The 19850-nt window shown below is 61.4% G+C and carries 20 protein-coding genes; 14 read left to right on the forward strand and 6 right to left on the reverse strand.

Features of this window, described 5'->3' with window-relative positions; all coding sequences use genetic code 11:
- Positions 1 to 145 precede the first annotated feature (145 nt).
- Together J3O30_RS17420 and J3O30_RS17425 are read left to right on the forward strand one after the other, a co-directional pair.
- Complete coding sequence (locus tag J3O30_RS17420; protein ID WP_207581494.1) at positions 146 to 490, forward strand: DUF883 family protein; 345 nt, start codon at positions 146 to 148, stop codon at positions 488 to 490.
- 9 nt (positions 491 to 499) lie between these two features.
- Complete coding sequence (locus tag J3O30_RS17425) at positions 500 to 901, forward strand: hypothetical protein (protein WP_207581495.1); 402 nt, start codon at positions 500 to 502, stop codon at positions 899 to 901.
- A gap of 214 nt (positions 902 to 1115) precedes the next feature.
- Here J3O30_RS17425 and J3O30_RS17430 read toward each other — a convergent pair whose 3' ends face one another.
- Positions 1116 to 1673, reverse strand: coding sequence for an RNA polymerase sigma factor (locus J3O30_RS17430; RefSeq protein ID WP_007630757.1), 558 nt, complete (start codon positions 1671 to 1673; stop codon positions 1116 to 1118).
- A 10-nt stretch (positions 1674 to 1683) separates the two neighbouring features.
- Positions 1684 to 1890, reverse strand: a complete 207-nt coding sequence (locus J3O30_RS17435) for a NepR family anti-sigma factor (protein WP_207584361.1) — start codon at positions 1888 to 1890, stop codon at positions 1684 to 1686.
- Between the two features lie 254 nt (positions 1891 to 2144).
- Here J3O30_RS17435 and J3O30_RS17440 point away from each other — a divergent pair, with 254 nt between their 5' ends.
- The 4 genes from J3O30_RS17440 (at position 2145) to preA (ending at position 7232) form a co-directional block, all read left to right on the forward strand.
- Positions 2145 to 2939, forward strand: a complete 795-nt coding sequence (locus tag J3O30_RS17440; RefSeq protein WP_003581798.1) for a response regulator — start codon at positions 2145 to 2147, stop codon at positions 2937 to 2939.
- A gap of 192 nt (positions 2940 to 3131) precedes the next feature.
- Complete coding sequence (locus tag J3O30_RS17445; protein ID WP_207584362.1) at positions 3132 to 4127, forward strand: sensor histidine kinase; 996 nt, start codon at positions 3132 to 3134, stop codon at positions 4125 to 4127.
- A 414-nt stretch (positions 4128 to 4541) separates the two neighbouring features.
- Positions 4542 to 5903, forward strand: a complete 1362-nt coding sequence (locus J3O30_RS17450) for an NAD(P)-dependent oxidoreductase (RefSeq protein WP_207581496.1) — start codon at positions 4542 to 4544, stop codon at positions 5901 to 5903.
- A gap of 15 nt (positions 5904 to 5918) precedes the next feature.
- Positions 5919 to 7232, forward strand: coding sequence for an NAD-dependent dihydropyrimidine dehydrogenase subunit PreA (preA, locus tag J3O30_RS17455; protein WP_207581497.1), 1314 nt, complete (start codon positions 5919 to 5921; stop codon positions 7230 to 7232).
- A gap of 64 nt (positions 7233 to 7296) precedes the next feature.
- Here preA and ftrA read toward each other — a convergent pair whose 3' ends face one another.
- Positions 7297 to 8283 (reverse strand): transcriptional regulator FtrA, encoded by a 987-nt coding sequence (gene ftrA, locus J3O30_RS17460; RefSeq protein ID WP_207581498.1) that lies wholly within the window; start codon positions 8281 to 8283, stop codon positions 7297 to 7299.
- Positions 8284 to 8373: 90 nt separating this feature from the next.
- Here ftrA and J3O30_RS17465 point away from each other — a divergent pair, with 90 nt between their 5' ends.
- Positions 8374 to 8784 (forward strand): rhodanese-like domain-containing protein, encoded by a 411-nt coding sequence (locus J3O30_RS17465; RefSeq protein WP_207581499.1) that lies wholly within the window; start codon positions 8374 to 8376, stop codon positions 8782 to 8784.
- A 38-nt stretch (positions 8785 to 8822) separates the two neighbouring features.
- Here the strand turns inward: J3O30_RS17465 and J3O30_RS17470 are convergent, their stop codons facing one another.
- Positions 8823 to 9845, reverse strand: a complete 1023-nt coding sequence (locus tag J3O30_RS17470; protein ID WP_207581500.1) for an NAD(P)-dependent alcohol dehydrogenase — start codon at positions 9843 to 9845, stop codon at positions 8823 to 8825.
- A 103-nt stretch (positions 9846 to 9948) separates the two neighbouring features.
- Between J3O30_RS17470 and J3O30_RS17475 the strand changes: the two genes are divergently transcribed.
- From J3O30_RS17475 to J3O30_RS17485, 3 genes are all read left to right on the forward strand, one after another.
- Positions 9949 to 10848, forward strand: a complete 900-nt coding sequence (locus J3O30_RS17475) for a LysR family transcriptional regulator (protein ID WP_207581501.1) — start codon at positions 9949 to 9951, stop codon at positions 10846 to 10848.
- A 192-nt stretch (positions 10849 to 11040) separates the two neighbouring features.
- Positions 11041 to 11577: a biliverdin-producing heme oxygenase gene (locus tag J3O30_RS17480; RefSeq protein ID WP_207581502.1), complete on the forward strand. Its 537-nt coding sequence runs from the start codon at positions 11041 to 11043 to the stop codon at positions 11575 to 11577.
- Positions 11574 to 14144: an HWE histidine kinase domain-containing protein gene (locus J3O30_RS17485; protein WP_207581503.1), complete on the forward strand. Its 2571-nt coding sequence runs from the start codon at positions 11574 to 11576 to the stop codon at positions 14142 to 14144. Before J3O30_RS17480 ends, J3O30_RS17485 begins: the two co-directional genes overlap by 4 nt.
- 3 nt (positions 14145 to 14147) lie before the next feature.
- Here J3O30_RS17485 and J3O30_RS17490 read toward each other — a convergent pair whose 3' ends face one another.
- Positions 14148 to 14825 carry a TetR family transcriptional regulator C-terminal domain-containing protein gene (locus tag J3O30_RS17490; protein ID WP_207581504.1) on the reverse strand — a complete coding sequence of 226 codons (678 nt, stop codon included), beginning with the start codon at positions 14823 to 14825 and terminating at the stop codon, positions 14148 to 14150.
- A 276-nt stretch (positions 14826 to 15101) separates the two neighbouring features.
- Between J3O30_RS17490 and J3O30_RS17495 the strand changes: the two genes are divergently transcribed.
- From J3O30_RS17495 to hydA, 3 genes are read left to right on the forward strand one after another with little or no spacing between them, the layout of a single operon-like run.
- Complete coding sequence (locus J3O30_RS17495; protein ID WP_207581505.1) at positions 15102 to 16355, forward strand: Zn-dependent hydrolase; 1254 nt, start codon at positions 15102 to 15104, stop codon at positions 16353 to 16355.
- Complete coding sequence (locus J3O30_RS17500) at positions 16355 to 16960, forward strand: hypothetical protein (protein ID WP_207581506.1); 606 nt, start codon at positions 16355 to 16357, stop codon at positions 16958 to 16960. The genes J3O30_RS17495 and J3O30_RS17500 overlap by 1 nt, the downstream gene beginning before the upstream one ends.
- Positions 16961 to 16994: 34 nt before the next feature.
- Positions 16995 to 18449 carry a dihydropyrimidinase gene (gene hydA / locus J3O30_RS17505; RefSeq protein WP_207581507.1) on the forward strand — a complete coding sequence of 485 codons (1455 nt, stop codon included), beginning with the start codon at positions 16995 to 16997 and terminating at the stop codon, positions 18447 to 18449.
- Between the two features lie 58 nt (positions 18450 to 18507).
- On the opposite strand, the gene J3O30_RS17510 is transcribed toward hydA, so the two are convergent.
- Positions 18508 to 18921 carry a cupin domain-containing protein gene (locus tag J3O30_RS17510; RefSeq protein ID WP_207581508.1) on the reverse strand — a complete coding sequence of 138 codons (414 nt, stop codon included), beginning with the start codon at positions 18919 to 18921 and terminating at the stop codon, positions 18508 to 18510.
- A gap of 94 nt (positions 18922 to 19015) precedes the next feature.
- Between J3O30_RS17510 and J3O30_RS17515 the strand changes: the two genes are divergently transcribed.
- A complete protein-coding gene (locus J3O30_RS17515) occupies positions 19016 to 19801 on the forward strand; it encodes an ABC transporter ATP-binding protein (protein ID WP_164014014.1) in 786 nt (261 codons plus the stop codon).
- The last annotated feature ends 49 nt before the right edge of the window (positions 19802 to 19850 follow it).

Consider the following 19850-nt stretch of genomic DNA (forward strand, 5'->3'; position numbering starts at 1 on the left):
CAGCACACGCGGAACTTTTGATCGCCCGGCACGTTTTCGGCAGTGATCTGGGTCAATGCCGGGCAATATCATTCATGCAACGAACGGTGGCGACCCCAGTGCGAAATAGGCGGGCTTGCGCGCGCCCCAGCCAATGGAGACAGCCATGAGCTATTCTATCTTCCAATCCGGCCGCAGCCGCCGCAATGGTACTTTCCACAATCTGGAATCCGGCATCGAGGAGCAGGTCGAGGCGCTGCGCGACGAACTCGCGGAACTGACACGCCTCGTCGGCAAGAGTTCGCGCCACCAGGGCGAAAAAATCCGCAGTCAAGCCGGCGCCGGTTATGAGGACCTGCTCGGCCGCAGCGAGGATCTGCTACGCGAATTGCAGCACGGCTACGAGCGTAGCGCGACCGAAATGCGCGAGACCGTCCGCAAACATCCGCTGACAACGATCGGCGCCGCAGCCGCTTTCGGCCTGGTTATCGCCTTCCTCGCCCGCCGCTGAGGACGCGCGATGCTGTTCTCGATCCTCAGCCTGCTGACCGGCGCAAGCGTGCACCGGACCGTTGCGCGCGCCAAACGCAATAGCATCTTCATCGCGCTTGCCGCGCTCTTTCTCCTCACCGCCTACGCGCTGGCAGTCACCGCCGGCGCCATCTGGCTCGCCGGCATCTACGGCGCATTCGCCGCCGTGCTCTTCCTGGCCGCGGGCGCGTTGCTGATCGCTATCATCGCCTTGGTGGTCATGGCAGTCATGAATGCCCGGGAGAAACGTCGTGCCCGCGAGCGCCGCGCGGCGCTGGAATCCTTCGCAACGGTTGGCCTCGGTCTCATCCGCGCCCAGCCGCTGCTGACCGCCGGCGTGCTGGCAGCCATCGTCGCGGCCAATCTGATGGGTTCGAAGCGCGAGGATTGAGGAGGGAGGGGACCGGCAGCACCCGATCGCCTTTGGATTCAGAAGCACCATGCCAACTTCCTTCATTCCTGTGCTCGTCACAGGAATGAGGTTGGAGAGGAGGATCCCGCGGAACAACCCGCAACCCCGTCTCCGCCGCGCGGTTGCTCACGCTCCCGACAACGCAAAAAAGCCGGCGCCCCAAGAGGCCGCCGGCTTTTCGCGATCATAATTTTCAGAACGCAAACGCCTTCGACGTCAGCGGCGCCGAGGTGGCGTCGGGGCCGAAATCGGCCTCGCCGGATATCTGCAGCAATTCCTGCAGCCGCTGACGGGCGCGGTTGACGCGGCTCTTGATGGTGCCGACGGCGCAGCCGCAGATTTCGGCCGCCTCCTCGTAGGAAAAACCCGAGGCGCCGACGAGGATGATCGCCTCGCGCTGGTCCGGCGGCAACTGGTCGAGCGCTTTCTTGAAGTCCTGCAGATCGAGCGCGCCGTATTGCGAGGGGTGCATCGCCATCGATTCCGTGAACAGCCCGTCGCTGTCCTGGACCTCGCGGCCGCTCTTACGCATCTGGCTGTAGAGTTCATTGCGCAGGATCGTGAACAGCCAGGCCTTCATATTCGTGCCCATCTCAAAATGATCCTGCTTGGCCCAGGCCTTCATGATGGTGTCCTGGACGAGATCGTCGGCACGATCATGCCGCCCGATGAGCGATATTGCGAAGGCGCGGAGACTTGGGAGGGCCGCCAGCAGTTCCCGCTTGAAGCTGGGTTGCGCTTTATCTTCCATGCGCACGATCCTATTCGGCCATCTTGGCAGAAGCCATCATTTCGGCATGGTCGAGCTTTTCGAGAAGATCGAGAAAACGATCGGGGATCGCCTCCCCTTGCGCAGAGGCATACAGCGACCGCAGCCTGACGCCGATCTGATTGTTCGGGTCCAGTATATCGCTTGCCCGCAGCTCCAGCTTGCGCTGGTCGGCTGCTTCTTTCTTGCGTGTAATCATCAATTCGTCTTCTCGCCGGTTGTCTGTTGGGGCGTGCATGGGATCGATCACGATTTCAACCATCGACACCGACCCTCCGATTGTCGATGTCGCTGGCATCTTTTGTTGCATGGGTCAAAACGCTACGCCCTTTCCTCGTCGGCTGGAATAATGCGGCGCGACAAAAAAAGTTCCTGCCATTCCGGAACTTTTTTATCAAAGTGACGTTTACCGCTCATTGAAGCCAATGACCGGCCTGCATACGGGAGCCCTTAATGACACTTTCCACTCGAATTGCGCCGCACCTTCCTTATCTGCGCCGCTATTCCCGCGCCCTTACCGGCACTCAGACTTCCGGCGACGCGTATGTCGCCGCCGTTCTCGAAGCCATCATCGCCGATCTCACGATTTTCCCGGATACGGCGAATGACCGGGTGGCACTCTACAAACTGTTTACGCAATTGTTTGGTTCCACCGCAGTCCAGATTCCAGAACCCACCTCGCCCTATGCCTGGGAACAGCGCGCCACGCTCAACCTTTCCAAGGTTTCGCCAGGCGCCCGTCAAGCCTTCCTGCTCGCCTCCGTAGAGAATTTCCGCGTCGCCGAGATCGGCGAAATCCTGGAACTCGACGAACAGGATGTCATGCGTCTGCTCGACATGGCCTCGCAGGAGATTTCCCGTCAGGTCGCAACCGACATCATGATCATCGAGGACGAACCGCTGATCGCCATGGATATCGAGCAAATGGTCGAAAGCCTCGGCCATCGCGTCACCGGCATTGCCCGCACGCACGCCGAGGCCGTTGCGCTCTACAACAAAACCAAGCCGAGCATGGTTTTGGCCGACATCCAGCTGGCCGACGGCAGCTCCGGCATCGACGCTGTCAACGACATCCTCAAGACGTCTAGCGTGCCGGTGATCTTCATCACCGCTTTCCCGGAAAGGCTTTTGACCGGCGAGCGGCCCGAACCGACATTCCTCGTCACCAAGCCCTTCAATCCAGACATGGTCAAGGCATTGATCAGCCAAGCTCTTTTCTTCAACGAATCGACCAGAGTGGCTGCCTGAGACGCAATTTTCCGGCCTTCGGAACCAAATCGCCAAAACAGGCGTTCCGGTGTTACCGGGACGCTCCGGTGGCTTTAACGGTTTTTGCAGCGCTTTGTTCTAGAGTTGACCGGCGGCGTCTCTAAGGGCGCGTCCTTCAGCGACGTTCAAGATGTCACAAGGAAAGGCGGCCGAGTGAATACGACTGAACCATTGTCCGGCATGCCTTTTACCTTCGAAAGCAAAGCCGCAATGATGGAACGCGCGCTCGGCAGCGCCGGGATTTCAATCCTCTGTCAGGATGCCCGGCTTTCAATCTTCTACGCCGAAAATCTGCCGCCGCATTTCGCGGCGCTCTTCATGCCGGGCGGCGGCGATGCTGCCCTCTTTGGCGACGCGCAAGGCCGGTATCTGACGGCACTAAAACACAAAGTGCTGGAAACCGGTATCCCCAACAATGCCGAGGTCGAGATCGAAGTCGACGGCGAAATGCGCAGTTATGAGCTGAAGATCCAGCGCACCGGCGAACGCGGCACACATGGACTTCTGTCGGTAATGGCTGAAGTCACCGAAAGCCGACATCGTGAAAAAGTGCTGAAATCGCTGCTGCGCGAACTCTCGCACCGCTCGAAGAACCTTCTCGCCATCATCCAGGGCATCGCCACCCAGACGGCGCGCAACACGCTCTCTCTCGACAGCTTCCTCCTCAAGTTTCGCGGACGGCTGCAATCGCTTTCCAATTCGCAGGATCTGATTACAGACTCGAGCTGGCGCGGCGCCTATCTCTTCGAACTTGCCGAAAAGCAATTCGCCCCCTACTGGCCGGAAACGGCCGGCTCCATGCCGATCTACGGCATCAACGCCCATCTGACGCCGAATGCCGCCGTGCATCTCGGGCTCGCCCTCCATGAACTCATCGTCAACTCCGCCTCCTACGGCGCGATTTCCGGTGGCGCCGCTTCGATCACGTTGAATTGCCGCGACGCCATGATCGGCGACAGGAAGGCGATCGAAATAACCTGGGTAGAGGTGCTGCAGAACCAGTTGGAAATCCACGAATTCAGCGACAACAGCTTCGGCCGCACCGTGCTGGAGCGTGTCGTGCCCTCGTCGGTCAACGGCAGGGCGGAGCTGAGCCTCGTGCCCGGCCGCATCGAATATCGCCTGACCATTCCGGAAAGCGAATTCGAAATCTTTAAGCGCCTGTGAAAGCAAACCAGAAAACAAACCGTCGCAAACGGAAAAACAGCCGGTGCGAGGGCGGCGCACCAGCTGTCTTCACTCACCGGGAGGGGACCGTGAGTACGTCCGGATGGTGGGTTGGGGGCGCGCATGTTGGGTCGATGCGGTCACCATCCAGATATCGCAATAACGACGACATCCAACATTGGTTCCCTCCACCAACAAAAAAATCCGACTTTTTCGAATCTTTTTTGGAAGTCCTGACGCTGACACACGTCCCACCATTTCACCGATATCGACCAGTGAAAATCAGTGAAAGGAAACAGATAGTTATCTAGGGATAAACAACAGAACGCTCTCAAAATTTTACCGTTTGATAAATTTTTAAACCTGAGTTACGCTTTCCCTCACAGGCCGTTTACCAATAATGAGGGAACTTCAATGGAACGACTGGAAACGGGGATTCATGCCGGCCGGCTTTCGCCCGCCGAGTATGAGGCTAATTTTTCCGATCTTCATCCGCGCCTCGACAATCATGAGGCGCTGGTCGCCGCCGACCGCTGTTATTTCTGTTACGACGCGCCGTGCATGACGGCCTGTCCGACCTCGATCGATATTCCGCTGTTCATCCGGCAGATTTCGACCGGCAATCCGATCGGCTCGGCCAAGACGATCTTCGATCAGAACATCCTCGGCGGCATGTGCGCTCGCGTCTGTCCCACCGAAGAGCTTTGCGAACAGGCCTGTGTGCGCAACACGGCAGAAGAACGCCCCGTCGAGATCGGCCGGCTGCAGCGTTATGCGACCGATGCCGCCATACAGGCCGGCAGGCAGTTCTACGCCAGGGCCGAAGCATCAGGAAAGACGATCGCCGTCGTCGGCGCAGGCCCAGCCGGCCTTGCCGCCGCCCATCGTCTGGCCGTGAAGGGCCACTCCGTCGTCATCTATGACGCCAGGGAAAAATCCGGCGGCCTCAACGAATACGGCATCGCCACCTATAAGACGGTCGATGATTTCGCCCAGCAGGAAGTCGACTACATCATCTCGATCGGCGGCATCGAAGTTCGCCAAGGCGCTCTTCTCGGCCGCGATTTTTCGCTCTCCGATCTGCAGGCGCAGTATGACGCCGTCTTTCTCGGTATCGGCCTTGCCGGCGTCAACGCCCTGCGCATCGACGGCGAGAACCTTGCAGGCGTCGACGACGCTGTCGATTTCATCGCGGCACTCCGCCAAGCCGAAGAAAAGAACGAAATAGCTATCGGCCGCCGGGTCGTCGTCCTCGGCGGCGGCATGACGGCGATCGACGCTGCCGTTCAGGCAAAGTTGCTCGGCGCCGAGGAGGTGACGATCTGTTACCGCCGCGGCAAGGAGCACATGAACGCGTCGGAATTCGAGCAGGATCTGGCAAGCTCCAAGGGCGTCATCATCCGTCACTGGCTGGCGCCGAAATCGATCCTGTCACAGGACGGCAAGGTTGCCGCCATCGAGGTGGAATATACGAGGGTTCTTGACGGCCGCCTCATCGGCACCGGCGAGACCGGCGTGATCGCCGCCGACCAGATTTTCAAGGCGATCGGCCAGAACTTTGACGCCTCGGGCCTCGGTTCGCTGCGCATGGAATCCGGCCGCATCGCCGTCGATGTCGAAGGCCACACCTCGCTCGATGGCGTCTGGGCCGGCGGCGACTGCGTCTTCGGCGGCGACGATCTCACGGTTTCCGCCGTCGCCCATGGTCGCGACGCAGCTGAATCCATCCATCGCACCCTGTCTGCTGCAGCCGCTCCGGCTGTCGCGGTTGCTTGAAGGGGAGAATGAACAATGGCTGATCTCCGCAATAATTTCGTCGGCATCAAGTCTCCGAACCCGTTCTGGCTGGCGTCCGCGCCGCCAACCGACAAGGCCTATAACGTCGAGCGCGCCTTCAAGGCAGGCTGGGGCGGTGTGGTCTGGAAGACGCTGGGCGAGGAAGGCCCGCCCGTCGTCAACGTCAACGGCCCGCGCTACGGCGCGATCTGGGGCGCCGACCGCCGCCTGCTTGGTCTGAACAATATCGAACTCATCACCGACCGCGACCTCTATACCAACCTCAGGGAAATGAAGCAGGTCAAGATGAATTGGCCCGATCGGGCGCTGATTGCTTCGATCATGGTGCCCTGCGAGGAAGAGGCCTGGAAGTCGATCCTGCCCTTGGTCGAGGAAACCGGCGCCGACGGTATCGAGCTCAATTTCGGCTGTCCGCACGGCATGTCGGAGCGCGGCATGGGCTCCGCCGTCGGCCAGGTGCCGGAATACATCGAAATGGTCGTACGCTGGTGCAAGCAGTACACCCGCATGCCGGTCATCACAAAGCTGACGCCGAACATCACCGATGTCCGCCGTCCTGCCCGCGCTGCCAAGGCCGGCGGCACCGATGCCGTCTCGCTGATCAACACGATCAATTCGATCGTCTCCGTCGATCTCGACAACTTCGCCCCGAACCCGACCGTCGGCGGCAAGGGCAGCCACGGCGGTTATTGCGGCCCGGCCGTCAAGCCGATCGCGCTCAACATGGTGGCCGAGATTGCCCGTGATCCCGAAACCTACGGCCTGCCGATCTCAGGCATCGGCGGCATCACCACCTGGCGGGACGCCGCCGAATTCCTCGTCCTCGGCGCCGGCAACGTTCAGGTCTGCACGGCAGCGATGACCTATGGCTTCAAGATCGTGCAGGAGATGATCACGGGCCTCTCCGACTGGATGGACGAAAAGGGCCATCGCAGCCTCGACGACATCACCGGCCGCGCCGTGCCCAACGTCACCGACTGGCAATATCTGAACCTCAACTATATCGCCAAGGCGAGGATCGATCAGGATGCCTGCATCAAATGCGGCCGCTGCTACATCGCCTGTGAGGACACTTCGCATCAGGCGATCACCAACTTCGTCGACGGCGTTCGCCATTTCGAGGTGATGGACGAGGAATGCGTCGGCTGCAATCTCTGCGTCAGCGTCTGCCCGGTGGAGAACTGCATCACCCTGGAACAGCTTCCCGCCGGCACCCTCGACAAGCGCACCGGCCGCATCGTCGACCCAAACTACGCCAACTGGACGACGCACCCAAACAACCCGATGGCGCGTCAGGCGGCGGAGTAACGATCTGCGACGCCGCGGAAACAATGATCCGCGGCGTTGGATCTCGCCGGCAACGTTCGCAGCGTCAGCCCCCTTCGCCGAATGACTTCCGATAGGCATGCGGGCTCGTGCCCAGCCGTTTGCGGAAATGGTGGCGCATTGTCGCCAGCGTGCCGAAGCCGCTGGTGGCAGCGATATCATCGAGCGATACCGCAAGCTCCCTTTCGAGAAGGTCGCGCGCATGCCGCATCCGCTCCTTCAGCAGCCATTCGCCGACACTGAGACCCGTTGTCGCTTCGAAGCGCCGTTGAAAAGTACGCATGCTCATGCCTGCTCTTTTGGCAAGCAGGCTGATCGGCTGCTCCTCGGAAAGGCTTTGACGCATCCATTCAATCAGTGGCCCGAGGCGAATGCCCTCGCGTTCCTGCGGAACCGGCGCGTGGATGAACTGCACCTGTCCGCCTTCGCGGTGCGGCGGCACGACGAGGCGGCGGGCGACGCTGTTTGCGGCCGCCGCGCCGAAATCGCCGCGCACCACATGCAGGCAAAGATCGATGCCGGCAGCACTGCCCGCCGCCGTCAGCAGGCTGCCTTCATCGACGTAGAGAACGTCGGGATCGAGGGCGATGTCCGGATAACGGGCGGCGATCGAGGCGACATAGCGCCAATGTGTCGTCGCCCTGCGGTTGGCGAGCAGCCCCGATCCGGCAAGAACCGCAACGCCGGAGCAGAGTGACATGATGCGCGCGCCGCGTTGACGCGCCGCCTTGAGCGCTGCGGCGAGCGGCGCCGGCACCGGCGCATCGATCGCCCGCCAGCCGGGCACGACGATCAGATCCGCCTCGTCGAGCACCTCCAGCCCCTTGTCGACCGCGACCGTCAGCCCTCCGGCGGCGTGAAGCGGCCCCGGTTCGATGCCGCAGACCGAGAAGCGATACCAGTCTTCGCCCATCTCCGGGCGCGGCAGGCCGAAGACTTCGTAGGCGATGCCGAACTCGAAGGTGCAGAGCCCGTCATAGGCAAGGGCTGCGACCAATGGTCCTTTCGTCTGCGGCAGTGATGAGTTTGGCATGATCTTTACGCTGTCGGTCGTTATGGCCAGTTTCGCAAAGTTCTAGCATCGGCGATACCAGGCGACAATTGCACCATGAAAGGAAAAACGATGCCAAGCCCCGTTGCCGAAATGCCTGCCGCAGCCCCCGATACTGCCGCCGCCCACTATGCCGCCAAGCTCGCCTTCGAAACCGACTGCTCGGATGTCCACGCCGCCTTTGCCGGCGCCAAGGTCGATTTCATTCTTCTCGACGTCCGCTCGCCGGCACTGTTTGCGCAGGCCCATGTACCGGGCGCGATCAACCTGCCGCACGGCAAGATGACCGCGCACCGCATGTCGGAATGGTCGGGGGATACCCTGTTCGTCGTCTATTGCGCCGGTCCTCACTGCAACGGCGCCGACAAGGCCGCCTTCCGTCTCGCCAATCTCGGCCTCCATGCCAAGCTGATGGTCGGCGGCATGACCGGCTGGGCCGACGAGGGCTTTATCTTCGAAAGCGCAGCCATCGCCGCCGCATAGCAGAACGCTCCCCTCACGGTGCGAGGGGAGCACATGTCTCAGAACTCGATAACGACCTTGCCGAACGGGCCGCGATAGAGATGATCGAGCGCCTGCGGCAGGTCCTCGAAAGCATAACGTCTGTCGATCACAGGCTTCAGCCCCGTCTGGTCGACGGCGCGCACCAGATCCTCCAACCCCCGGCGGTGGCCGACCGAAATTCCCTGCACGACGGGCGCCTTGAGAAGCAAGGGCGCAGCAGGCGCCGAGACTTCAAAGCCCTCGAACACGCCAATCACCGAAATCCGGCCGTTGACCGCCACGGCCTCCAGCGCCCGGCCGAGATGCGGCCCACCGACGATTTCCAGCACGTGGTCAGCGCCATAATCGCCGGTCAGTTGATAGAGCTGCTCCACCCAGTCGCGCTCCTGGCGGTTGATCAGATGATCGGCCCCGAGCGCCGATGCACGTTCGAGCTTTTCGCTGCTGCCTGATGTGATGAAGACTTCGGCGCCATGCGCCTTGGCAATCTGCAGGCCGAAAAGTGCAACCCCGCCGGTTCCCTGCACCAGCACCTTGTCGCCGGCCTTGAGCTTGCCGCATTCGATGAGCGCAAACCACGCCGTCAGCCCGGCGCAGGGCAGCGTACTTGCTTCAGCCGCATCGAGTGTATCAGGCGCAAGCGCGAACCATTCCTCGGAAAGCACCATGTGCTCGGAAAGTACCCCAGAATAAAAGCCGCCGCGCGTCTGATAATGTGGATTGCGGGCAGTTCCAGGCCCGCGTCCATCGATCCAGTCCGGGTTAAAGGTGGAGATCACCCGATCGCCGGGTTTGAAGCGCGTGACATCAGGCCCGACGGCATCGACTACGCCTGCCATGTCCGAGGCCGGCACGAAGGGGAACTGCAATGGCAGGCCCATGCCGCTATCAAGCACCAGCCTGTCGCGGAAATTGAGGGAGACGGCCTGCGTCCGCACCCGGATCATCGTGCCTGACACCTCAGGAATTCTGCCTTCGCCGATCTTCAGATTGGCCTCCGGGCCGATGGCATCGGTCTGCCATTGCCTTGTCGTCTGCATCTTTCTGCTCCTTCTCAATAGGCGGAGCAGCAGATATATCGTTGAATATTCCTCTCTAGTTGAGATATTAAATCGCCAGAATGGTGCCATTGAGGAAACAAAGATGGAGCAGTTGAAGGGAATTTCGATCTTTGTCGAGACGGTCGAGGCCGGTGGTTTCTCGGCCGCGGCCGAGCGACTCCATCTCACTCGCTCGGCGGTCAGCAAGACGATTGCAAGGCTCGAAGAGCGGCTCGGCGTCCGGCTCTTCAACCGCACGACCCGTGCCCAAAACCTGACCGACGAAGGCCGGTTCTTCTACGAGCGTTGCCTGAGAGCCGTCGAGGAAATCCGCATCGGCGAGGCCCAGCTTGAATCGGGCAAGCGCGAAGTCCGCGGCAGACTGCGTGTATCGATGCCGGCGCTTTTCGGGCGCCATTGTGCCGCTCCGATCCTGACCCGCCTGCTCGACGACCATCCGAATCTCGAACTCGACTTCTCCTTCAGCGACCGCGTCGTCGATCTTCTGGAGGACGGCTTCGACCTTGCCGTGCGCAACGGTCCGCTGAAGGACAATCCCGACCTGATGACGCGGGCGATCGCCCGACAGCCCATGACCGTCTGCGCTTCGCCCGCCTATCTGGAAAAATACGGGGTGCCACAAACGCTGGACGATATCGCTCATCACCAGGGCATCGTCTATCGCCGCGGCGACAACGACAAAGCCTGGACCTTTCCGGCAGCGGCAGGGCCCGCACGCGAAGTTCTGCCGAAATCGCGGCTGCGGCTTGACGATCTCGCCTCGATAGCCGACGCGGCGGTAAAAGGGCGCGGGCTAGCCTGGCTCACGTGCTGGCTGGTGCGCGACAGGGTCTTGTCGGGCGAACTCGTGCGGGTTCTGACCGATAGACCGCCGAGCGTCTTCGAAGCCTACGCCGTCTGGCCGAGATCGCCCGTGATGTTGCCAAAGGTGCGCCTTGCCATCGATATGTTGGCAGCAGATCTGCCGCGCCTGATGGGTTGAGGTTGCTCTCTGGCAGTCTCGTCCGGCTGCGCCTTAAAAATCCGACGGAGGCGAACAACGAGCTGCAAAAAGGAGCGGAAGCCCATGTTTTTCTATGGGTTTCCCTGGAAATACCGGGATGCTGCAATATATCGCTAATTTGCCATCACGCATGAACGGCATCCAATGCCATTTACTTAGAACACGGTCCGCATGTCACTTCGCAGCGTGCTGCGCGCACAAACAGCAGATTGCCACGCCGAGGTCGACAAGCTTTTCGGCACGTTCGATCTCTCCAATAGACAGCAATATAGAACATTCTTGCGTGCACATGCCAGGGTCGTACCGGCGGCCGAAGAGGCCCTCGAGGATGCAGGAATTGCCCGCCTGCTGCCCGACTGGCCGGAACGACGGCGCACGCAACTACTGCTCGCCGATATCCGGGAGCTCGGCGATTCGTTGCCCCCGCCTCTTCCGCCGCCGGCATTGTCCTGCGAGGCAGCGCTCTGGGGCGCCCTCTACGTGCTTGAAGGCTCCAAACTCGGCGGCGCCCTGCTTGCCAAGTCCGTGCCCGATCACCTGCCAAGCAGCTACCTGCGCCTTCAAGGCCCGAAGGGCGCCATGAGGAGCTTCATGGATCGTCTCGATGCCAGCGATCTAGACGATCCGGCCGCTGCCATTTCCGCGGCCCGCAGCATCTTCGACCTCTTCCTCAAAGCCGGGCAACTCGAACTGGAAGCCGTCCCATGAGCGGTACGTTTGAACCCGTCGATCTCACCAATTGCGACCGTGAGCCCATCCACCAGCTTGGATCGGTTCAACCCTTCGGCTTTCTGTTGGCGATATCCTCGGACTGGATTGTCACGCGCGCTTCGGAAAATCTGATGGAGTTCCTCGGAATTGCGCAGGCCGACGCGCTCGGCTGCCCTGTCACCTCGCTGATCACGCCTGAGGCACTCCACACGATCCGCAACAAGCTGACCACGCTGCGCGGTTCCGATGTCGTCGAGCGCATTTTCGGGCTCGCTCTGATGCCCGATCAAAACCGGTTCGACGTTGCCGTGCACCTGAACGAAGGTCAGGTGATCATCGAAGGCGAGCGCTGCCAGGAAGACAGACGAGACTCCCCTTCGCTCTCCATGCGCAGCATGATGTCCCGCCTCGATCACACGGAAACGATGGAGGCTTTCTTTCGCGAGGGGGCAAGGCAGGCGCGCGCTTTGACCGGGTTCGATCGGGTCATGGTCTATCGCTTCGACGACGGCGGTTCCGGCGAGGTGGTGACGGAAGCTGCCCGGGCTGGCATCGGTTCGTTCCTCGGGCTGCACTATCCGGCTTCCGACATTCCGGTGCAGGCGCGCGCGCTTTATCTGCGCAACCTGTTCCGCATGATTGCCGATGTCGACGCCGTCCCCGTGCCGGTCCTCCCGCAACTCGACGAGTACGGACAGCCGCTCGATCTCTCCATGTCGGTCCTGCGTTCGGTCTCGCCAATCCACATTGAATATCTGAAAAATATGGGCGTCGGCGCGTCGCTCTCCATATCGATCGTCGTCGACGGTAAGCTCTGGGGCCTGTTTGCCTGCCATCACTACGGCCCACGTCTTCCCTCGGCGCAAAGCCGATCCACCGCCGAACTTTTCGGCCAGATGTTTGCTTCGCGCCTTGAAAGTCGCGAACGGCGCCTCGCTCTTGACTACGAGACCAAGGCGCGTCGCATCGCCGATCGGCTTCTCACCTCCGTCGCAGACAATGCCAGCCTGCTCGATGATCCCGCCTGGTTGATCGAGGCGCTCGCCGACGCCATTCCCGCCGATGGCATCGGCGTCTGGATCAACGGCCGGCTGGCACTGGCTGGCATCGGGCCGGATGAGAAGAGCTTCGCAGCCCTCGTCCGCCACCTCAACCGAAATGCCGCCGGCCGCATCTATGCCGTCGACAGGCTGGCTGAGACCTATCCCGATCTCGAGCTCGACGATGCGGTGGCCGGCATGCTCGCCATCCCGATCTCGCGTTCGCCGCGCGACTATGTCGTGCTTTTCCGCCAGGAGCGGGTGCGCACCGTCCGCTGGGCTGGCGACCCGCACAAGCCGGTGGAATATGGTCCGAACGGTCCGCGGCTGACGCCGCGCAAGAGTTTCGAGGCCTGGTCTGAACTGGTGCGCGGTCGCTCGCTCCCCTTTACCGCGGCCGAGCGCCGCGTCGCCGAAACGATCCGCGTCACGTTGATCGAGGTGGTACTGCGTCTCACCGACGAGGCCAGCATGGCGCGCCAGACTGCAAACGAGCGCCAGGAACTGCTGATCGCCGAGCTGAACCACCGCGTCCGCAACATATTGAGCCTCATCACCGGGATCATCCGGCAATCGCAGGGGACCTCGGTCAGCGTTGACGACTACATTCGCCAGATCGAGGGCCGCGTCCAGTCGCTCGCGCGTGCCCATGACCAGATCACCCGCGATCATTGGGCGCCCGCTTCGCTGCGCCAATTGCTGCTGGCAGAGACCGCTGCCTATCTCGGGAAAAATGCGCAACGCATCCAGATGAGCGGCGAGGACGTGCTCTTGGCACCGCAGGCCTTTTCCACCGCCGCCCTGGTTTTCCACGAGTTGATGACCAACAGCGCCAAATATGGCAGCCTTTCCGGCACCGGCAGCGGTACCGTCCAACTCGGCTGGCACTGCGACGACGACGGCAATCTGCGCATTGCCTGGCGCGAAAAGGATGGTCCGCCCGTTGTCGAACCCAAACGCCATGGCTTCGGTTCAACGATCATCCGTCGTTCGGTTCCCTATGACCTCAGCGGCAAGGCCGAGGTCCGCTACGTCAAAGACGGGGTCGAAGCGGATTTCTGTATTCCGGCACGATATGTCGTCAAAGCGACGAGCGAACGGTTAGATTCGGCTCCGGATGGCGCGGCCGACCGCAAGACAATCCCCGACGATCATCAGCCGCTCTCGGGCCTGAAGGTGCTGCTGGTGGAAAACAATCTGATCATCGCCATGGATGGGGAAGACATCCTGCGCCGACTGGGCGCCGACGTAGCAACGGCGCCAAGTGTCGCTGAGGCGATGGAAATCCTCGCCGGCCAGTCGTTTGATCTGGCGCTTCTCGATGTCAATCTCGGGGATGAGACGAGTTTCGGCATTGCCGACCGACTGGCAGCAGACGGCGTGCCCTTCGTTTTTGCCACAGGCTACGGGGAAGGCATCGCCCAGGCGAACAGCCATTCTGGCGCGCCCGTGTTGCAGAAGCCCTATACGATGGAAGGCGTGACGGACACCCTGGTCCGGGTGCCGCTGCGCAAAAGGCAATAAACCTCAGGCTTCGGAGCGACCCGGTCGCAGCCCGCCGATAAAGAGCTGTTCCAGAAACCGCGCCGCATCCTCGAAGCGTCCCTCGCCGGAATGTTCCTGCCCGAGCACGGCACGCACCTGGACGTCGAAATCCGCATAGTGCTGCGTCGTCGACCAGATGGAAAAGATCAGGTGGTAAGGATCGCATTTGGCGATCTTGCCTGATTTCGCCCAGGCGCGGATCACCTCCGCCTTCTCGTCGACCAGTTCCTTCAGCGGCCCCTTCAACTCGTCTTCGATATGCGGCGCCCCCTGTAGCACCTCATTGGCGAAGAGCCGGCTCTCGCGGGGAAAATCGCGCGCCATCTCCAGCTTGCGTCTTATATAGCTGCGGATCTCCTCCTCCGGATTGCCCTCGGCATCGAAGGCGCGTAGCGGCTCCAGCCAGGTGTAGAGCACCCGGTCGATCAGCGCCCGGTGCATCGCTTCCTTGGTGCGGAAATAATAGAGCAGGTTGGGTTTCGACATCCCGGCCACTTCGGCGATCTGGTCGATGGTCGAGCCGCGGAAGCCGCTTGCCGAAAACACGTCGAGCGCTGCCTCCAGGATCTGCTCTTCCTTCTCCTCCTGGATCCGCGTTCGTCTGAGGGTTTTCGCTGCTCTCGGTATGGTCACAGGCTGTCGTTTCCCCTTGAAATTCAACTTCTTCGCTCAAGATTAAGCTGGAGGACGACCCTGCCGCTTTCTTGAGCAACTGCCCGTATTTTTATCGGCAATTTTCGTGATTTTCGTCTTGAGCCCGGCGGTGGAAGTTGTAATGTTTACCAATCGGTCAAATTATCCGCCAGATGAAAAACAAAGGCAACTGGCGATTTTCCGGCGCTCGACAAAACCAATAAGGGGGCGCAGGAAAGGACCACGGGAACAGGCGGGCATGCCACTTCGCATGGCTGCCGCAAACAGGTGAGGGCTTGAAGAATGGTGGCAGCACCAGGCGAAAACATGCGCGTCAATGGCGACCGTCTCTGGGACAGTCTCATGGACATGGCGAAGATCGGCCCCGGCATTGCAGGCGGCAACAATCGTCAGACGCTGACGGACGCCGATGCTGAAGGCCGCAGCCTCTTCAAGACATGGTGCGACGAGGCCGGCCTGACCATGGGCGTCGACCGCATGGGAACGATGTTCGCGACGCGGCCCGGCACCGATCCCGATGCCCTGCCCGTCTATGTCGGTTCGCATCTCGACACCCAGCCGACCGGCGGCAAATATGACGGTGTGCTCGGCGTGCTTGCAGCTCTCGAAGTCGTGCGCACCATGAACGATCTCGGCATCAAGACCAAACATCCTGTTGTCGTGACCAACTGGACCAACGAAGAAGGCGCGCGTTTTGCCCCTGCCATGCTGGCCTCAGGCGTCTTCGCCGGCGTGCACAGCCTGGATTTTGCCTATAATCGCAAGGATCCCGAGGGCAATCTGTTCGGCGACGAGTTGAAGCGCGTCGGCTGGATTGGCGACGAAGAGGTCGGCGCCCGCAAGATGCACGCCTATTTCGAATATCACATCGAGCAGGGACCGATCCTCGAAGCCGAGGAAAAACAGATCGGCGTCGTCACCCATTGCCAGGGCCTGTGGTGGCTGGAATTCACGCTGACCGGCAAGGAGGCCCATACCGGCTCGACGCCGATGAACCTGCGCGTCAATGCCGGTCTCGCCATGGCCCGTATCCTGGAAATGGTTCAGGGCGTGGCAATGGGCGAGCAGCCCGGCGCCGTCGGTGGTGTCGGCCAGGTGTTCTTCTCCCCGAACTCGCGCAACGTGCTGCCCGGCAAGGTGGTCCTCACCGTCGACATCCGCTCGCCCGACAAGGCCAAGCTTGATCGCATGCGCGCAAAGATCGAAGCGGAAGCGCCTGACATTTGCGATGCTCTGGGTGTCGGCTGTTCCATCGAGGCGATCGGCCACTTCGAGCCGATCACCTTCGACGAAAAGCTCGTCGCCTCGGTTCGCGCAGCCGCCGAGCGCCTTGGCTACAGCCATATGAACCTCATCTCCGGCGCCGGCCACGACGCCTGCTGGGCCGCCAAGGTCGCGCCCGCGACGATGGTCATGTGCCCCTGCGTCGGCGGGCTCTCGCACAACGAGGCGGAGGAGATTTCCAAGGAATGGGCGACGGCGGGCGCCGACGTGCTGTTCCATGCGGTGGTGGAGACGGCGGAGATCGTGGTGTGATGGCGCCAGACCAGCCAGCAACTTATCTCGATTATGCTGACGCTTTTAAGTTCTATAACCAGCGAACTGCAGACGACCTTGCATGGGCCAATGCCAATGTGACGCCGGTGAACGAAGGTCCGTGGGGCGACGTCCCTGCCGCGCAAATTTACTATATTGGCATCGACCTAGCAGGCGAGCGAATCAGGCTTCCGCAATTATCGAGCTTCTGGCGATATAAACCTACTGCTGTTCAACTGGCCGATTCAGATGACCGCGACCCACATACGCCCCATCGAACCTATTATGTGTTCGGGCGTGGGTCGAGCGTCGTTCGGATCGAACTCGGCCCTTCCATGCCCGGCATATTGATCGAACGCCCCAAAGGCAGCCAACCCGTACAGTCAACCGGGCTGATCGACGGCAAGGATTTCTACTTTCGCGAAAGCGATGGTTCTTGGTCAATGTCAGTCGGCGGCACTGATGTCGTTGACCAGCCCGACTGGTATTGTGAGGAAGAGCATGACACGCCCGATGAGCTGAGTGAGGAGGCCATCTACGGCCTTATCGCCAAGGGCGCAGCACTCCTGCGAAGTGGTACGCCCACGATGGCAGTTGAGCAGTAACAACAACAGACCGCAGGGAGAAGGAATAGCAGCCATGACCACAGTCATCAAAAACGGCACCATCGTCACGGCCGACCTCACCTACAAGGCGGACGTCAAGATTGACGGCGGCAAGATCGTCGAGATCGGCCCGGGCCTCTCGGGCGACGAGACGCTGGATGCGACGGGCTGTTACATCATGCCCGGCGGCATCGATCCGCACACCCATCTCGAAATGCCCTTCATGGGCACCTATTCCTCCGACGATTTCGAGAGCGGCACGCGTGCGGCCCTTTCCGGCGGCACCACCATGGTTGTCGATTTTGCCCTTCCCGCCCCCGGCCAGTCGCTGCTGGAAGCGCTGACAATGTGGGACAACAAGTCGACGCGGGCCAATTGCGACTATTCCTTCCACATGGCGGTCACCTGGTGGAGCGAGCAGGTGTTCAAGGAGATGGAGACCATCGTCCGCGACAAGGGCATCAACACCTTCAAGCACTTCATGGCTTACAAGGGCGCGCTGATGGTTGACGATGACGAGATGTTCGCCTCCTTCCAGCGCTGCGCCGAACTCGGCGCCCTTCCCTTGGTGCACGCCGAAAACGGCGACGTCGTCGCCTCGATGTCGGCAAAGCTGCTGGCAGAAGGCAATAACGGGCCCGAGGCGCATGCCTATTCCCGCCCGGCCGAAGTCGAGGGCGAGGCCACCAATCGCGCCATCATGATCGCCGACATGGCCGGCTGCCCGGTCTATATCGTCCATACCTCCTGCGAGCAGGCGCACGAAGCGATCCGACGCGCCCGCCAAAAGGGCATGCGCGTCTACGGCGAACCGCTGATCCAGCACCTGACGCTCGACGAGAGCGAATATTCCAATCCTGACTGGGACCACGCCGCCCGCCGTGTCATGTCGCCGCCCTTCCGCAACAAGCAGCATCAGGACTCGCTCTGGGCCGGGCTTGCCTCCGGCTCGCTGCAGGTGGTCGCCACCGACCATTGCGCCTTCACCACTGCGCAGAAGCGTTTCGGTGTCGGGGATTTCACCAAGATCCCCAACGGTACCGGCGGTCTCGAAGACCGCATGCCGATGCTTTGGACACACGGCGTCAACACCGGCCGGCTGACGATGAACGAATTCGTCGCCGTCACCTCGACCAACATCGCCAAAATCCTCAACATCTATCCGAAGAAGGGCGCGATCCTTGTCGGCGCCGACGCCGACATCGTCGTCTGGGATCCAAAACGTTCCAAGACCATCTCGTCTAAGGCCCAGCAGTCGGCGATCGACTACAACGTCTTCGAAGGCAAGGAAGTGACCGGCCTGCCGCGCTACACGCTGACGCGCGGGATCGTCGCGATCGAGGAAAGCACCATCAAAACCCAGGAGGGTCACGGCGAATTCGTCAGGCGCGAGCCGGTGACAGCGGTCAGCAAGGCACTTTCCCAGTGGAAGGATATCACCGCGCCGCGCAAGGTGACGCGCAACGGCATCCCGGCGAGCGGCGTCTGACGATGGTGCGCAACAAGACGCCCATCAACCGGAGACCGCTGCCTCCATGCGCATGACCTCAGGCCGGCACCAATCCATCCAGCTCCGGCAGAAGCACGACGCTTTCCTGCTCGTTGGGGTCGGTGCGGGCGATGATCGCCGTGCACGGCGTGCTGCTGAGGTTTGCCGGCAGGTGCGGCACGCCGGCCGGGATATAGAAGAGTTCACCGGCATGAACGATGACATGATGCTCGAGTTCGTCTCCGTACCAGGTATGCGCCTCGCCGGAGAGCATGTAGATCGCCGTCTCGTGCGCCTCGTGCAGATGCGCCTTGGCGCGCACGCCCGGCGGGATCGTCAGCAGGTGCATGCAGATGCCTTTGGCGCCGACCGTCTCGGCCGCGACCCCTTCGAAGTAGCTGAGCCCCTGCTTGCCGTCATAGGCATGGTTGGGCCGAACGATGTGGCAGGTGGGCTTTGATGTCGCGTCCATTCTCTTCCTCCATGAAATGTGCCGCCGGCAGGGCCTGCGGCGATGGTAACATGCAAACCGCGTCCCCGCGGCGAAAACAAGAACGGTCGCATTGATGCAAGCACCCTCCGTCGTATCCGCCAAGGATCTCTGTCTCACCTACCAGGCAAATGACGGCCCGGTGCGTGCGCTGAGCGATGTCAATCTCGATGTCCGCAAGGGCGATTTCGTCTCTTTCATCGGCCCGTCCGGCTGCGGCAAGACCACCTTCCTGCGTGTCATCGCCGATCTCGAAAAGAGCACCTCGGGCGAGATTTCGATCAATGGCATGACGCCGGAGGAAGCCCGCAAAGCCCGCGCCTACGGCTATGTCTTCCAGGCGCCGGCGCTCTATCCCTGGCGCACTATCGAAAACAATATCGCCCTGCCGCTGGAGATCATGGGCTATTCCGGCGCCGACCGCGCAAGGCGCATCGCCGAAGCGCTTGATCTCGTCAGCCTGTCCGGCTTCGAGAAGAAATTTCCCTGGCAGCTTTCCGGCGGCATGCAGCAGCGCGCCTCGATCGCCCGCGCGCTCGCCTTCGACGCCGACCTCTTGTTGATGGACGAGCCCTTCGGCGCGCTGGACGAGATCGTCCGCGACCATCTAAACGAAGAGCTACTGAAACTCTGGGCGCGCACCAACAAGACGATCTGCTTCGTCACCCACTCCATCCCCGAAGCGGTCTATCTCTCGACCAAGATCGTGGTCATGTCGCCGCGCCCGGGCCGCGTGACCGATGTGATCGACTCTACCCTGCCGGCCGAACGCCCACTCGACATCCGCGACACCCCTGAATTCCTGGAAATCGCCCATCGTGTCCGCGAGGGGCTGAGGACGGGACATAGCCATGAGGTTTAGGCCGTTGAGTTCGGGGGCCACCCCCCTCTGCCCTGCCGGGCATCTCCCC

The sequence above is a fragment of the Rhizobium sp. NZLR1 genome (assembly GCF_017357385.1).
Classification (GTDB): domain Bacteria; phylum Pseudomonadota; class Alphaproteobacteria; order Rhizobiales; family Rhizobiaceae; genus Rhizobium.

Bases quoted from the DNA above. Each gene is read 5' to 3' on its own strand.
- J3O30_RS17480 (WP_207581502.1), top strand. From the start codon at position 11,041: ATGTCACTTCGCAGCGTGCTGCGCGCACAAACAGCAGATTGCCACGCC.
- J3O30_RS17465 (WP_207581499.1), top strand. From the start codon at position 8,374: ATGCCAAGCCCCGTTGCCGAAATGCCTGCCGCAGCCCCCGATACTGCC.
- J3O30_RS17440 (WP_003581798.1), top strand. From the start codon at position 2,145: ATGACACTTTCCACTCGAATTGCGCCGCACCTTCCTTATCTGCGCCGC.
- J3O30_RS17500 (WP_207581506.1), top strand. From the start codon at position 16,355: ATGGCGCCAGACCAGCCAGCAACTTATCTCGATTATGCTGACGCTTTT.
- preA (WP_207581497.1), top strand. From the start codon at position 5,919: ATGGCTGATCTCCGCAATAATTTCGTCGGCATCAAGTCTCCGAACCCG.
- J3O30_RS17475 (WP_207581501.1), top strand. From the start codon at position 9,949: ATGGAGCAGTTGAAGGGAATTTCGATCTTTGTCGAGACGGTCGAGGCC.
- J3O30_RS17450 (WP_207581496.1), top strand. From the start codon at position 4,542: ATGGAACGACTGGAAACGGGGATTCATGCCGGCCGGCTTTCGCCCGCC.
- J3O30_RS17435 (WP_207584361.1), bottom strand. From the start codon at position 1,890: ATGATTACACGCAAGAAAGAAGCAGCCGACCAGCGCAAGCTGGAGCTG.
- J3O30_RS17420 (WP_207581494.1), top strand. From the start codon at position 146: ATGAGCTATTCTATCTTCCAATCCGGCCGCAGCCGCCGCAATGGTACT.
- J3O30_RS17425 (WP_207581495.1), top strand. From the start codon at position 500: ATGCTGTTCTCGATCCTCAGCCTGCTGACCGGCGCAAGCGTGCACCGG.
- ftrA (WP_207581498.1), bottom strand. From the start codon at position 8,283: ATGCCAAACTCATCACTGCCGCAGACGAAAGGACCATTGGTCGCAGCC.
- J3O30_RS17485 (WP_207581503.1), top strand. From the start codon at position 11,574: ATGAGCGGTACGTTTGAACCCGTCGATCTCACCAATTGCGACCGTGAG.
- J3O30_RS17495 (WP_207581505.1), top strand. From the start codon at position 15,102: ATGGTGGCAGCACCAGGCGAAAACATGCGCGTCAATGGCGACCGTCTC.
- J3O30_RS17430 (WP_007630757.1), bottom strand. From the start codon at position 1,673: ATGGAAGATAAAGCGCAACCCAGCTTCAAGCGGGAACTGCTGGCGGCC.
- J3O30_RS17470 (WP_207581500.1), bottom strand. From the start codon at position 9,845: ATGCAGACGACAAGGCAATGGCAGACCGATGCCATCGGCCCGGAGGCC.
- J3O30_RS17510 (WP_207581508.1), bottom strand. From the start codon at position 18,921: ATGGACGCGACATCAAAGCCCACCTGCCACATCGTTCGGCCCAACCAT.
- J3O30_RS17515 (WP_164014014.1), top strand. From the start codon at position 19,016: ATGCAAGCACCCTCCGTCGTATCCGCCAAGGATCTCTGTCTCACCTAC.
- hydA (WP_207581507.1), top strand. From the start codon at position 16,995: ATGACCACAGTCATCAAAAACGGCACCATCGTCACGGCCGACCTCACC.